This window comes from Rhodopirellula sp. UH5 (assembly GCF_056839225.1).
This window is the reverse complement of the sequence record NZ_CM166390.1, coordinates 2,525,089-2,539,239: the sequence shown is the minus strand read 5'-3', so window position 1 is coordinate 2,539,239 and position 14,151 is coordinate 2,525,089. Positions and strand designations below refer to the sequence as shown.

8 protein-coding genes are annotated in these 14,151 nt (G+C 58.0%); 2 read left to right on the top strand and 6 right to left on the bottom strand.

Features of this window, described 5'->3' with window-relative positions; all coding sequences use genetic code 11:
- Positions 1–20: 20 nt before the first annotated feature.
- From ribD to UH5x_RS09160, 6 genes are all read right to left on the bottom strand, one after another.
- Positions 21–1,211 (bottom strand): bifunctional diaminohydroxyphosphoribosylaminopyrimidine deaminase/5-amino-6-(5-phosphoribosylamino)uracil reductase RibD, encoded by a 1,191-nt coding sequence (gene ribD / locus UH5x_RS09185; protein ID WP_482635482.1) that lies wholly within the window; start codon positions 1,209–1,211, stop codon positions 21–23.
- Entirely contained in the window at positions 1,211–3,502 is a 2,292-nt protein-coding gene (locus tag UH5x_RS09180; protein WP_482635481.1) for a tetratricopeptide repeat protein, read from the bottom strand. The genes ribD and UH5x_RS09180 overlap by 1 nt, the downstream gene beginning before the upstream one ends.
- Positions 3,503–3,581: 79 nt before the next feature.
- Positions 3,582–4,400 carry a hypothetical protein gene (locus UH5x_RS09175; RefSeq protein ID WP_482635480.1) on the bottom strand — a complete coding sequence of 273 codons (819 nt, stop codon included), beginning with the start codon at positions 4,398–4,400 and terminating at the stop codon, positions 3,582–3,584.
- 38 nt (positions 4,401–4,438) lie between these two features.
- On the bottom strand, positions 4,439–7,585 hold the full coding sequence (locus tag UH5x_RS09170) for a M28 family peptidase (protein ID WP_482635479.1): 3,147 nt from the start codon (positions 7,583–7,585) through the stop codon (positions 4,439–4,441).
- Between the two features lie 74 nt (positions 7,586–7,659).
- Positions 7,660–8,052, bottom strand: coding sequence for a hypothetical protein (locus tag UH5x_RS09165; protein ID WP_482635478.1), 393 nt, complete (start codon positions 8,050–8,052; stop codon positions 7,660–7,662).
- A 21-nt stretch (positions 8,053–8,073) separates the two neighbouring features.
- Entirely contained in the window at positions 8,074–10,065 is a 1,992-nt protein-coding gene (locus tag UH5x_RS09160; protein ID WP_047813354.1) for a Mur ligase family protein, read from the bottom strand.
- Positions 10,066–10,281: 216 nt separating this feature from the next.
- Between UH5x_RS09160 and UH5x_RS09155 the strand changes: the two genes are divergently transcribed.
- Both UH5x_RS09155 and UH5x_RS09150 read left to right on the top strand, forming a co-directional pair.
- Positions 10,282–10,806, top strand: a complete 525-nt coding sequence (locus UH5x_RS09155; RefSeq protein ID WP_047813554.1) for a hypothetical protein — start codon at positions 10,282–10,284, stop codon at positions 10,804–10,806.
- Positions 10,807–10,866: 60 nt separating this feature from the next.
- Positions 10,867–14,151 (top strand): hypothetical protein, encoded by a 3,285-nt coding sequence (locus tag UH5x_RS09150; protein WP_482635477.1) that lies wholly within the window; start codon positions 10,867–10,869, stop codon positions 14,149–14,151.

The window sequence follows — 14,151 nt, the reverse complement described above, 5'->3', positions numbered from 1 at the left end:
ACGATGTCGGTCAGTTGGACCTACCGTCGATAGATCAATCGCACGTCGTTGTCGAATGAGTCCAAGCGGCTGATTCGCAGCGACGTCGCGTCGGTCAAAGCATCGACTCCAGGATCACCAAGTGGTCCTGGGGCATCCCGGCCGCCGATGCACTTGCCAGCGATGAAGGCGTGCACTTCGTCGAGTTGTCCGGCAGCAGCAAAGCTACCCAGCAACTGGCTTCCGCCTTCGACCATCAGATGGGTCATGGCAAGCCCACGTGGGTTGTCGTTGCTGCCCAGCCAAAGCAGTGACTGACGGATCATCTCGATGGGATCCGACGACTCGCATTGCCAGGTTTCGACATCGTGATCGGCAAGCTTGGCTAAGTCAGCGTTCGCGATCTGAGGTCCCGCGATCACCCAAGTGGGTGTTTCTGAAGCGGTCTGGACCAATTGTGTTTGCAGGTCTGGCAGCCTTGATCGGGCATAGACCAAGCGGACCAATTGGCGAGTGCTGGACGCGATCTTCGGGTTCGTGCCGCCGGGCGGTTTGGCGTCGGCGATCTGGGGCAGGCGAACGGTCAGCAAGGGGTTGTCCGCGATGACCGTGCCCATGCCGACAGCAATCGCGTCGACGCTGGCCCGGAGTTCATGAACCGCAGTTCGAGCGGCCGGCCCCGTGATCCATTTGCTTTCGCCGGTCTTGGTGGCGATGCGTCCATCCAGGCTCATCGCCCATTTCGCGATCACCCAGGGCATGCCCGTGCGGACACGTTTCAGGTAAGCACCCAGCAGATCCTCCCCGGCCTCCTTGGCGACGCCCGTGGTGACCTCGATTCCCGCGGAGCGAAGTCGTTCGATTCCGCCACCATCGACTTGGTCAAACGGGTCCACCACCGACACGACGACCCGGGCGACCTGGGCTCGGATCAATGCGTCGGCGCACGGAGGGGTTTTGCCATGATGGCAACAGGGCTCCAACGAAACGTACGCGGTCGCTCCGGTTGCATCGGCGCAGTCGGACAAGGCTTCGACCTCGGCATGGGGGCCACCGAATCGTTGGTGGTAGCCCTTGCCGATGCAGACCGAATCACGAACCAGAACGCAGCCGACCGGAGGGTTCGGTTCGACCTGGCCTCGCCCCAGGGAGGCAAGGTCAATGGCTTCGGTCATCCAGCGGAGATCTTCCGCCGAATGACCATTCGCGGTTGCGTCGGGCTCGTTTGCCATCAGTCCATTCCGGGGACCCAAAGTTTGCCACCACCAGAAGCTTCGCCACCAGCAGGGCTGGCGGGAGCGGATCCGCCGGAGTCGCCGTCGGGAGTCCAGAGTCCGCCGCCGGCAGGATCCTGCGATGCAGGGCCCATGCCTGGGGCCTGGCGAGGCGTTCCGTCGGGATTGATCAGTCCGAGTTGAGCCAAGATTTGCTGCAACCGGCCCATCACTTCGGGGTTGTCACTGTGCTTTTGAACGATCGCTTGCACGGTGTTTTGGAACAAATCGATTTCTTGGCGACGCAGTCGAAGGCCGAGTTCAGCCAGCAACAACGAAGCGTCGGAGAGCTTGTGTTCTTCGGCGTAGACCTTGGCTTTGTCCAAGTAGTCCACCGCTTCATCGGACTCGGTCGCACGCTGCATCAGGAACGAATAAGCGATGATTTTGGCACCGATGAAGCGGCCGTCATCAACCGATTCGGTGTCCGCTTCCAGCAACGCGATGGAAGCCCGGCGGCCGATGGAGGTGGCCGAAATCTGCTGAGCACGCTGGATCAGGTAGATCAGGTTTTCGGGATCCAATCCGGATGGGTCGATTCGATCCAGGTCACTGCCTGGGATCTCTTCGAGTTCGTCGCCGGTGATTTTTTTACGTTCAACCTGCGGAAGGTTTCCCAGCTCACAAAGGCGGTTGATCAATTCTTCGTCTCGGGCCACCAAGCTGTCTTCGCCTTCAATGAATCGCACCATGGCGGCACGTTGCAGCTTTTTGCTGTCGTCGCTAGCAGCGTCCTTCAAGGAAACGTCGCCGAGCAATTTGACGGGTGTCGTCGAGAGTGTTTCAGGAACACGTTGACGGATCAGCTCTTTGACCACGGCATCCAGGTCCTTCTGGTGCTCGGGACGAATGCCGCCAATTTGAGGTGTCGCGATCATGGCCAGGGGCAGCTGACCCTTCTCGCCTTCGGTCCAATTGACATTGGGAGCGACTTCGTCCAGAAGTTCTTGGACTTGGGGGCGTTTCGCGACGGGCAGACCAAGGACTTGCAGGCGTGCGGACCGATCCGTTTCACGACCGAACAGGAAGAGAGCCGCCATCCCGACTGGAATGTTGTCGGCCGTCAGCGTCTCGCCTTCGTCCAGCACGGCGCGGTCGAGAATCTGGAATGCGGAGCGAGGTGCAACATCGCCTTCGCGTTTCACGGATTCCAACGCGTCCGCTGGCAATTCTTCGAATCGGGGGTTGGCGATCAACGCCATTTGGTACTCATCGATGGAATCGACGTCCGCCATCAGTTCCGTGTGTTCGACGGTCATGCCATCGGCATCGGGACTGGCAATTTGTGCCAACGCCAGGAAGCGAGCACGCTCATCAAAGTCCAGTTCTTCGCACTGGGAGAGTTTGACCAGCAGTTCGGATTGAGCGACGTGATCGCCTCGCCAAATCGCACAGTTGAGCAAGCCGGAAAGGACGGCCGGCTGCAGGGGGGCGGATCGCTGCAGAGATTCAAATTTGGTTTGTGCCAGGGCGACTTTGTTGTTGGAAAGCAACAGAGCGGCTTCGTCGTAGCGTTCGACCCAATCGGCGCTTTCTGGCGGCGGAATCAAATTCGGGACGGCCTTGGCCAATTGGTTGACCGACGGGTCCCCGTTGATTTGCTGCAGCACATTGGCAGCCATTCGGCTGTCTTCGTAGCCGGTCGAAACCAACGCCAGGGTGGCGTAGACACGCGACGTCAACAGGATTCCGTTGCCCGCCAAGGCGTAGGAGAGCAGCGATGCGACGTCCAGAACGAACGAATCGACCGTTTGGCCGCTTTCGGTCAACGCTTCCAAAATCAGCTCGGTGGCGGCCGACAAGTCTTGGCGGAAAAGGGCGGCGGCGGCACTTTGGGTCAACGCCAGCGGGTTGGAGGGCTGCAAGCGTCGGAAGCGTTCCGCGTTTTCTTCCAGTGACGTGTATTCACGCAAATCCATGAACAAACGGCCGCGAATCGCGAGCGCCCAAGCGGCGTCAGGATGTTCTTCCAAGATCGCGCTCAAGCGGTCCAAGGCGGGGACAAGTTGGCCCCCATCGATCATCTTCAGCACGCGGTCAAGTTCGTGTACAGAGTCCTTGCATTTGCAAAACTTGATCTTCTTGCCGCTACCACAAGGGCATATCGAGTAGGTGTCGATGGACATAAACAGTCGCAATAAATGGGGGCGTGCGGGCAGCTTGGCTGCCGTGTGAGCGAGTGAAGCTGGCAACTTACCACGCGGAACGATGTGTCCCAAGATGCGATCCGCCGTCGGAGAACTCGGCATCGCGATTTCGTGAAATTCCTCCGCCGCTGAATCCAATCCGGCGGAGTCACGCACTTTGCCGCCGGGATCGCAATCGGAACTAGTCCGATTGCGGCTCGCCGTCTCGTTCGGCCGAGGAATGATCGAGCCACTGTCGAAGGGGGCTGTCTGTCGGAACCGCGAACGAACCATGGGCGGTTTGTCGGTCCAGCTCACGGTAGCGAATTTCGATCAACTGGAAGGTTTGGTCGAAGTGCTCGCGAACTCGCTCGTTGATCAGCTTCCGAACTTGTTCTGGGGTCAGACGCGGTGAGCGACGGTTCGACGTTCTCGAGTTGGCTTGCTCGCCGAGGATCGACTCGACTTCTGAAAAGCTGAAACGCAAACTCTCTTCACTGCGAACGGCCGTCTCAAATCGCTTGAGCACGCGCGGGTCGGTGGAGAGTCGGATGTGGTCGAGTTCATGCTGGACCAAGCTCAAGGACCAAAACTGGCGGAGGTCATTGGGGCGTTGGCGGAACCAAACCTCGTGAAAGACCTTGAGATTCAGTTCCGGGTATCGAACTCGGATCACGATTCCATCTTCGTCCCACCACCAGCGGCAGCGACTGGAGAAGTGGTAGGACAAGCTGAACCGGGTCTCGGCGTCAAAGTCTCGGTTGATAAACCCAGGGGATCGTAGGCCACGGGTTTCGGAGGGGCGCGGCCCGCCGGAGATGAATTCAACCTGTCCGACCTTCAGCAGTTCCGTCACTTCATCACTCGGGGCGGGCAGCGACGACATTTCGATCGGCTCGGCGACCAACTTGTCTTCGTCGATCAGGCCTTCCGCCACGAGCGGGGCCCGCGGCGCGTCTTGCCCGAAAACTGGATCCTGCCAGCAACCGACATGCAGAATCAGACCGACAAGCGAAGTCATGAAGACTCGCCATCGAGAATCGGTCCGTTTCGTTGCAATCAATCTCGTGACCCGGGGGTGATGGAGAGCGTCACGTCCTGGCCTTCGCGATGGACAACCATCTCGACCGTCTCGCCGATCTTCAACGCTTCAATGGCATAAGTGTAGTCGTAGATGTCCTCGATGGTTTGCTTGGCCAACTTCACGATCACGTCGCCGCCGCGAACCCCCGCGGTTTCAGCGGGCCCCCCGGATGCGACTCCACTCAGCTTCAGGCCTTTGATTTCGCCGGCACCGTAGTCTGGGATCGTTCCCAGGTAGGCGGTCAAGCGAGCCCGTGGGACTTCTTCGGTCGATTGACCTTCGTCCAGTTTGAACTCGGGCACCTCGCCGGACATCAGAAAACCGCGGGTCAGCAATCCAAACAAATTCGCGATGTCGGCGTTGCCTTCGTAGTTCAGTTTGTCGGGGGTGTCTCGAGGTGTGTGGTAATCCTCGTGAGCTCCCGTGAATCCAGACAAAATCGGCACCTTGCGAGCCACAAAGGCAGACGCATCGGTTGGCAAACGTGTGCTGGTTCGATCGAGTTTCAAGGCAACACCCACCGGCACGTTGCGGCGTTGGACTTCCCCTTCAAAACCAGGCGATGACCCGATGCCCTGCACGATCAGTTTGTCTCGCAAGCGACCGACCATGTCGAGGTTCAGGTAAACCGCGACCGCATCGCCAAGCGAAGCTGCGTCGGGGGTCATCCCATGAGCGTGTGCAATCGCAATGTCATCTTCGCTGGGTTCTTGGATCGGAGCAGCTGGGTAGAGTTTTCCAATGTCATCGACGTAGGCTTGCGATCCAAACAGCCCCAACTCTTCACCGCTCCAGGCGGCGATCATCAAGTCTCGTTTCATTTGCAAACGGCCGGAGTTTCTTTGGTCGACGAGGTACTGAGCGATTTCCAGCATCGCCGCGACCCCGCTGGCATTGTCATCGGCTCCGACGTGGACTTGGTTTTCTTCGTCCGATCGGGCCAGTGAGTTGCTGCCTCCGCCGCGTCCCAGGTGATCGATGTGGGCACCCACCATCACGACCGGGAACTGAACGGGGGTGGATGCGTTGGCTTTGGAGTCAGCCGGCAAGCGGGCGATCACGTTTCGACCTGTGCCGGTTTGGCGGTTGATTTCGATCGATGCTTTGACCGTGATACCCGACATTGGAATCCCCATCGCCATCTTTCCGTCATCGAGATGCGTTTGCAGCTCTTTCAAGTCGCGACCGCCTGCGCGAACCAACTTGGATGCGACTTCGTTGCTGATGGAGACAGCAGCCAAGCTGACCTGTGCTTGGGACGCGTTGCTATCAAAGCGGATCACGTCTCGCTTCACTTGGCTGTTGGGACCAGCAGCGAAGATGATTCCGCGAGCTCCCATGTCGCGAGCGATGGTGGCTTTGCGACGTGGATCGCCGTAGCGTGCCATCCGTTGGCGTTGTTCGGCAGAGATGTTTTGCGGCAGGTCTCGCAGAACCAAGACCCAACGGTCGGCAACATTCAAGTGAACGTAACTGTCGTACTCATCGTTCTCTTCATCGCCGGGAACTTGCAGGCCGTAACCTGCGAAAACGACTTCAGCTGATTCGATGTCGCCTGTTTGTGAGAACGAAAGCGGGGCCCACGATTCCGTCAATTCGGCGTCGATTGTCGCGGAATTGCCACCAGGCGATGAGGTGGTGATTGTCAGTTGGTTGGCCGGCCCCAGGGACGAACCCGCTGGGAATTCAAAGTCATGAAAGAACGTTCCGTCCTGCCCGGCGGGAACCAACCCCAAGCTTTCCAAGTAAGCCGCCACGTAGGCGGTCGCTCGCTTTTCGCCCGGCGTTCCCGTCAATCGACCGCCGAGTTCAGGACGAGTCAGGTAGTCGACGTGACGCATCACATCGCTCGGGCGAAACTCCGGTGCCGTGGCGGTCAAGTTCGTTCGGGCCAGCGACGCATCTTCGTCTGTTTGGCTGTTGCTGTTTGGGTCAGCCAACCCCAGGCGTTGACGAGCGGTCTCGACATCAAAGTCCGCCACGTAGATCTGCGAGGTGCTTTGCTTGGGCTGGCCATCTTCCATCACGACGTTGCCGTTGCTGTCCACAACACGTGTGGTCGTCCAAGACAACTGGTCGCCAGTGGGAAGAAAGACCGGCAGACCATCGAAACCCTCCGTGGTGGTCAATCGAACGGGCTCGCCTTCGCCGTCGGCTCGAACCAAGTACAGTTCAAAGTTTGCGAACCCGTGTTTGTTGGTGGTGAAAACCAGGAACTCACCGCTGGGGTGATAGAACGGTGCCCAACTCATCGCGTTGATTTCAGTCAATCGTTTGACGTCGGAGCCATCGGTCTTCATCGTGAAGATTTCCGCGGTGGCTCCGTTGGGAGCGAAGCGTCGCCAGCAGATTCGTTGTCCATCGGGCGAAAAGAATGGTCCGCCGTCGTAACCGGGTTCACTGGTCAGTCGTTTCACGTTCGAACCGTCCGCGTCCATGATGTAGAGGTCGTTCATGAAGGCCGGGTCACGCTCGAATTGTTCTTGTTCGCGTTCGGACAACTCTTGCGAGTAAGCGGCGCGGTTGGACGCGAAAACGATTTGCGTTCCATCCGGGCTGTAGCTGGCTTCCGCGTCGTAACCCTTGGCGTCCGTCAGGGCGGTCAAACCTTTCGTGGTGCCTGGTTCGATTTGGTCCAGGTCAGCGGCGTAAAGTTCGTAGCTTGGGTCGTAATCCCATGAGTAGCGACGGGATTCGCCGGATGCCCGGAAGTCGAGTTCTTCCTGTTGCAAACGCTTTGACTCTGGATCGGCGTGCGTGCTGGCAAACAAAACCTGTTTGCCGTTCGGGTGGATCCAACCGCAAGTCGTTTTGCCAAAGCCAGGCGAAACGCGTTGGATATCACCGGTTTCCAAGTCGGAAACATAGATTTGATAGAACGGGTTGGATGGATCGCGTTCGCTTTGGAAGACCATCCGGGTGCCATCGGCACTGAAGTAGCCTTCGCCGGCGCGCCGTCCTTCGAACGTCAGCTTGCGAACGTTGGTGAGGAAATCCGATTCATCCTGGGCAATCGCCGTGGCGTTCCCCCCGAACAAAGTGCTGATTCCCAACAGAAGCCAACAGGGCAAGAACGGGGTCGAAAGCGAGTTGAGAACCAAAGAATCGCGGCGATCAAACATGGCGGCTATCGAGTCTGCGATGGAAAGGTGTGAGTGCAGCAAAGGAAGCAGGGCGAACCGAGTTCTCCCTCGAATCAACTTAGCAGTCCTTTCGCACCCCGCAAACAGATCAACCCTTCACTCCAGTCGCGGAACAGCTCGACGCGTTGTTCCGGCGTGTCAAACACACGCACCTGGCTGCGGTTGTGGCGAATGTCTTCGTGAACCAAACCGTACAGTTCGTGATAGACCGGATCGGGATCTGGTTCATCGTCGGGCGTTTGGAAATCCACGCGTGCGCGAACATCAAACCGAAACAGTTGTTGCCAACCGGGGCGTTGGACCGCGACCAGTCGCACGCCGCTCAATTTGGCGGTCGCGCCGAAGTACCCATTTTGACGCAGGTGCCGACGAATGGATTGCTCCATTTCGTGATCACCACACCACTCATCCCACTTGGATTGAAGTCGTTGCCACCAAGAGGTCATAGCAGTCTCATCGGGGAGGGATCAGTTTCCGTCGAACAATTTGAGTTGGGGTGGATCAGCGTCGGTGCCATTGTTCTGACCGGGCAAGTTCTGGCCGTGCAGGTCGGAGTTTGGCAGACCGGAGTCGGGCAGGCTTGGGCTGATGGCTGGTTGCGAATTTGCTTGCAGAGCTTGTTCGCGTTCTTCCGCACAGGCGGTGATGACTTGAGTGACCGCATCCAAGGATCGGCGTTCCGAGTCGGGATTGCGACGGTCGATCCCGCCGATGACCAAGATCATGTCGTTGTGACTTGCTTCGCCATGCGCCCACTGGATTGCGCGGTTGGGATCGGCGACCAATCGCATGGCGGCGACATCTTGGATCCCGTCCAAAACACCGTGGCTCATCGATAGAAAGTGCGCTTTGTCCGATCCGACGCAGGTCAGCACACAGTGATCGGGCATGGTTTCCAGCAAGCGACCGTACTGCATCAGCGTGTCAGCATCATCTTTTTCGCTGACCGCCAAGACGCACCAAAGTTTGGGACGTTTGGCCCTGCTTGCTTTGGAGGAAGCGTGCATGGGCAACGTCATTGGGGCGGAGCTGGCGGGGGTTTGCAGCAGTTCTTTGCGAGCCGCTTGCAAAGCAAACTTGACTCGTTCAGGCGTTCCACCAATGTCCAAACGCACGGCGGGATTGTTTTGATCGGTTTCCCAGTCGTCGGTCGTGATGGCTTCGAACCGGCCTGGCAAATCGCGAAGTTTGCAGAGGGATTCGGCGATTTGTGGCAAGGGGTTTTCGGTCACCACGCCAACGGCGGCAGCGGCGGCCAAGCATTCGGCAAAGTGTCCCCGGCCGAGGAACGATTCCATCACAGCGGCTCGGGATTCATGTCGCAGCATGGCGGTCAAGGTGCCGTCTTCGTGCGAGATCGTGCGGATCGAAACATCGGCGGCGTTGTCGACTCCGTAGGTCACCAGTTCGATGTTCTGTGTCTGTGCCGTCGCGTGTGCTGCGGAAAGGATGTGTTGGTTTGATTCTGGCACAATCAACACCCCGCCCTGCGTCACCAATTCGAAAGCACATTCGATCGGTGAAGGCCCAAAGTCGTTGCTGCCTGCATCACGCCCGGTCACGACGACGATGTCCAATTCAATCTGGTCGTAGGCTCCCAGACGCAGTTGAGTGGAATCCATTTCGGTGATGCTGACGGCTGCGCCCGCATCCACGGCATCGGACAAGGCGTCAATCAGCGACGCGCCGTTGGTGGCCTTGGCGGGCCCTGCTTCGGTGACCACCGAATCGCTGGATCCAAGGTCCGTTTGGTAGGCGACTCGGCAGGGGATGTCGCGCAGAACGGAGGCGGTGAGGAATGCGGTGACCGTTTTTCCGGCCGAGCCAACGATGCCGATCGTGATGAGTTTTTGGTCGGGGCGATCGGTTTGCTTGGATCGAATTTCCGCGAGGGCTCGGTCGGTGTCCGCCACAATGGCTTGAGGAACCGGAGCTGGCAAAATTTGCTCCGTCAGAATGCCGGCGGCACCACGGGCGAGAGCTTGCGAGATCAATTCAACCGGGCAGTCATCGCCCAAGCGATAGACCACCAATTGACCGGGTTCGCAGGTCTCGGCTGATTGGGCGATCGAGGTGAACTCGATGTCGGATCCCGAGAAGAAGCGAACTTTCTTCAGCAAACCTGACAGACGCGTCGTGGAAGCATCACGCCGGGAGGTGGAAGGGCTGGGCGAATTGGATTCCGTGGCGCCAGCAAGCTTGGTCGCTCGCGATTGGATCTGCTCGGAGGCAGTCGATTGGTCAACGCGGCGAACCGTTTGAACGTTGCTGCCTGAGGGATCGTTCCACTTCACCGCTTCGTGAGGCGGCATTGTCGAGGAGCCGAATGAAGACCGGAAGGTTCCACCCGGTTTGGTTTGGCTCAACCATTGATCGATTGCGTGACGCATCTCGTCGCCTCCTTGCTGACGTGAATGGATCGTCGTGGTGCTTCGTTGTTCACGTGAATCCAGTTTCACGCGAACCCAATTCCTGGGAAGCACACTTCTTGAGAACTCCTTTCTCAAGATTTCTGCGGCCGAAACGAATCATCTCGACCACGGAGTCAAATTGTTCCCATCCTAGAAAATCAGTCAAGGTCGAAAATCATTTTGTTGATCCGGGCCATTTCGTCGTTGGAAGCATCCCAGCCCGATTCACTGGAAGGCTACAATGAAGGCAGTCAATTCACTGCAATGGAAGGTAGCAACATGGCCGAGCAAGCGAACAATTCACGCCGTTTGAGTGTCAACGCGGCGTTTATGCAGGACATCAAGAATGACAATCGCGACCTGAAAATATTGACGGACCGCTTGGCTGTTCTGACGCAGCCGCGGGAGGCAGCGGCCAACCATTGGCCTGAATTAATTCAGTTATTTAGTGACTTGAACGACCAGTTGGCTCTGCATTTTGGCTTGGAAGAAGCTTACGGCTACTTCGATCAGGCCTTGGATGCGGACCCGGAAATGTCTTTGGCGGCGGAAAATTTGCGGAACCAACACGCCGTCTTGTTCGAAGATTCGAGACACTTGGCGGAAGCGGCCGCGCAGGCTTGCACCGGCGACACGCCGATTGAGGGCGTGACCCCCGAAGTCACCACCGCCCAAGAAAAGGTTCTGGTCCGTTACGACGCGTTTGTGAAGCAGTTTCACGAGCACGAAGAGGCCGAATTGAAGCTGATTTTGGACGCGTTGGATGACGACTTGGGTGTTGGCGACTGACCGGCGGTCGAAGACTGAAGGAGGTTGCACCGAATTTCTACCCTTCGATGAGGGACAGGCATGTTGATTCGAGGTTGGCTTCTCCCGTGTTGGTACGGACTGGCGGTCGCGGTCTGTTTCCTAGGAGTGACGCAGACATCGGCCCAGCAACCAGGTGAGGATGCGGCCCGAGAGGCGTTGGAAGCCGCAGGGCTCGCTGACCGCTTTGAGAACAACCTTCCGCAACCGAACCAAGACCTTGCGTTTCAAGATGTTGCCCCTCCACTCGCCTATCGAGTGGCGCAACAGGCTTTCTTTCGTGGTGAAATCACTCGGGCGATCGCGATTCTGAACCAGTTGGAACGCGACGCGGCGTCGACCAGCACCATGCGGCATTTGCTCGGTCGAATCTCCATTCGAACCTTGCTGGGCGAATGTCATCTTCAGGCTGGGGATCTGGCCGCGGCCGCGGAACACTACGACACCGCGATCCAGGTCATCGTCGCCAACCCAACGTTTCTATCAGGGATTCAGTGGCGAGTCTTAACGTCTCCGCCAAGCGATATTCCGAGGCGAAGAAGCGTCGGAACGTCCAGGCAAATCGAGGATGATTTCAATCGCTTGATGGAAGCTCCGAACGAACTGGTACGCACGAATCTGGATTTGTGGCCATCGGCAGAGCGTGTGCCGTTGGTGCGTCTTCGACGCTACTTGATGGCGGGAGTCCCAGCTGGCAACTGGTTCATCTCGGAGGATTTGCCAGAGAATATTGATCAATTGCGAGGACTGGATATCGCAGAAGTTCTCCGTCAGCTTTCGCTCGCTGCCTATCGAATGCGATGGTTGCGAGGTCGAGCGTTCGTGCTGCAGAATCCGGTCGGTCAACAATTGCTTGCGGCGACGGTGCCGCCTGGCGTTCTCGGTTCTGACCAACGATTTCATGCTGCCGGAACCTTGGTCGCTGCTTCTCGGGTGGCGGTGCGTTATCACGCTGGCGACGACTCTGACATCCAGTTGGTCGAACCGCTCGATCAAATCTCCGGGGGCTTTCATGTGCTGACGCCGATCGCCCGCTTGACCCGTTTGAGATCCTTGTCGAACCGATGGATGACCCATCGACAGATCGCGAATCAGGAGATGCGATTGAGAGAGGGCCAGCCGGCGGTGGTTTTGCCTTCTCGACAAGACTTGGTTGAATTTGTTGAAACCGCCGTCTCGACATCCGAGGTGTCTTTCGCGTTGGGGCAGTTCCAGTTGGCCGTCGAATGTTTCGAACTCGCATTGGATGAACTGGATCGTTGGGAAGACATCGAGAGCCTGGCACTTGCTTTGGAACGGGACTTGGTCACTCGATCGGAGATTTTGCGTCGTCAAACCCCTGCGATCGCGTATCAATTGAGAGTGTTTGCGGCGAGAGCGGCGCTCCTGGCAAACCGACCTGCGGCCGCAGGCAATCATCTGTCGATGTCAGAACGGTTTCGCAGGGCTCGTCGATTGGATTTGCCTCACTCGGCGGCCGTTGCGAATTGGTTGCAGCTTCAAGTCGATGTTCAACGAACGGTCGGTTTGGCCCGGTTGGATCCGGAAGGAGACGACGCGAAGAATCTTCAGACGCTGAAGGAACTCCAACGCCGTCGAATTGTCCGAGAAGAGTTGCTCGAGCAGACGCGTCGGTTTGCAAGCGGGATGCAAACGAGCGATCCATCGGCTGAGGTTCGTTCGATCACCCATCCCTTGGCGTTTCGGTTTTGGGAACTTCAACTGCCCAATCAGAACCGCGTGCCAGCCGCCACTCGAAGTCAGCGTTATCAATCGCATTGGCGCGAATCGCTGGCGGGGCAGGACCTCACCGCATTTGATCAGTTTTGTTTTGAGCTGGACCGGCAATCGTGGACCGGGTTGGGCGTTCGACTTGCAGTGGCGGCCGGCGAAGCGGAACGCGTTGCCGTTCGAATGGATGAACAGCAATCCGCCAGTGCGAGAAACACGCTGGGCGAACTGCCCGGAACAACGGATCTGCGTTGTGCACTGCGTCAGGTCTTGAGAAACAAAGAGCTTTCGCTGGAGGACTTCTTTCCAAATCAAGCGGATCTGAACAAGGAATTGCAAGCTCTTGCCCCGGCCATGCAGCTCAACCCCAGGGTGCTCGGTTTGGACGCGGCGATTTTGCATGAGCGGTTGCAGGGGCAGTTGTCGTCGCTGGCTTCCAACCAAGCCTTGCTGCCTCGTGTTGAGCCGCCGCCAATCCCGGAACGAAACGAGCGACCGGATTGGAGCGTCTTGCCAGCCAACATGGCGATCGTTTCGTTTCAAGTGGATGATGACAATGTGGTTGGAACCTTGGTGCATCGAAATCAAGCCAGTCATTGGCAGGTGCAAACACCACTCGAACTGCGTCAGCAGTGCGAACGTTGGCTGGCAACGATCTTGAGTTTGCCGACCACGGTGGACGAGATCGAGAACCAGGCACAACGTCTGCGAACTCAGCAGATGGAGTTGGAGTTGACCCAGCGTTTGTTCCCTCCGTTGTGCGGCATCGATCACCCGGGGATCCAGCACGTGATCGTTGTACCGAGTGGCTTTTTATGGCAACTGCCATTCGAAGAGTTGGTGATTCGGCACGATGCGAACGACCAAACTCAGCGTTGGAAAGACCGGGGAACGGTTGCCTACGCACACACGCTCGGCACCGCGATGAGTGTCGCGACCTCTCACAGCCAGGACTTTGTTCCAGAGGATTCGGACCCGGTGGCGCGGTGGGATGCCTCTCAATCCGGAGTTTCCCCGTCACTCAACGACCCACCTTCGGAGACGGTTTCGGCTGGTCCGATTGCAACCTGGGGTGACTCTGTTTGGTGGGGCAGCATCAGCCAAAATTCATTGGTGCCACCGGAAGCATCCGTCCCGCTTGCATCGCAGGGCGAAAGAACGACGTCTCGCGGAGTCCACGCCTGGGACCAACGCCTTGGGCAGGTTGGGCAAGTTGGCCTCCATGGTTGGGTTGATCTCAGCTCGAAATACCCTCCCTTTGAAAAAGTGTCCCAGATCCTTCGACCCGAAATTCAGAATCATTTGTTTGTCCAGGCGAGCCGCCTGCACGCGGCAGGTCTGGAGGACCTTGTGATGCCGCGTCTGCCTGCAATGCAGGAAGCCAGTGATTTGTTGGTCGAGGAGCTTTCGATGGAACTGGGGCAGGTTCGCTTCCGGGAGGCCTGGGAACGTTCGCTGGAAATCCTGCGGGTGTCGGAATTTACTTTCCCCGAGGGGGTGAATCTTGTACCCTTAACGAATGCTGCGGGGGGAATGGCTGGCAATCATCCACGTGTGCAGCTTCCCTACATCCACCTCCCCTTTTCTGGCCTCTGA

Excerpts from the sequence above, each read along its gene's own strand:
- ribD (WP_482635482.1), bottom strand. The coding sequence starts at position 1,211 with ATGGCAAACGAGCCCGACGCAACCGCGAATGGTCATTCGGCGGAAGAT.
- UH5x_RS09180 (WP_482635481.1), bottom strand. The coding sequence starts at position 3,502 with ATGCCGAGTTCTCCGACGGCGGATCGCATCTTGGGACACATCGTTCCG.
- UH5x_RS09175 (WP_482635480.1), bottom strand. The coding sequence starts at position 4,400 with ATGACTTCGCTTGTCGGTCTGATTCTGCATGTCGGTTGCTGGCAGGAT.
- UH5x_RS09170 (WP_482635479.1), bottom strand. The coding sequence starts at position 7,585 with ATGTTTGATCGCCGCGATTCTTTGGTTCTCAACTCGCTTTCGACCCCG.
- UH5x_RS09165 (WP_482635478.1), bottom strand. The coding sequence starts at position 8,052 with ATGACCTCTTGGTGGCAACGACTTCAATCCAAGTGGGATGAGTGGTGT.
- UH5x_RS09155 (WP_047813554.1), top strand. The coding sequence starts at position 10,282 with ATGGAAGGTAGCAACATGGCCGAGCAAGCGAACAATTCACGCCGTTTG.
- UH5x_RS09150 (WP_482635477.1), top strand. The coding sequence starts at position 10,867 with ATGTTGATTCGAGGTTGGCTTCTCCCGTGTTGGTACGGACTGGCGGTC.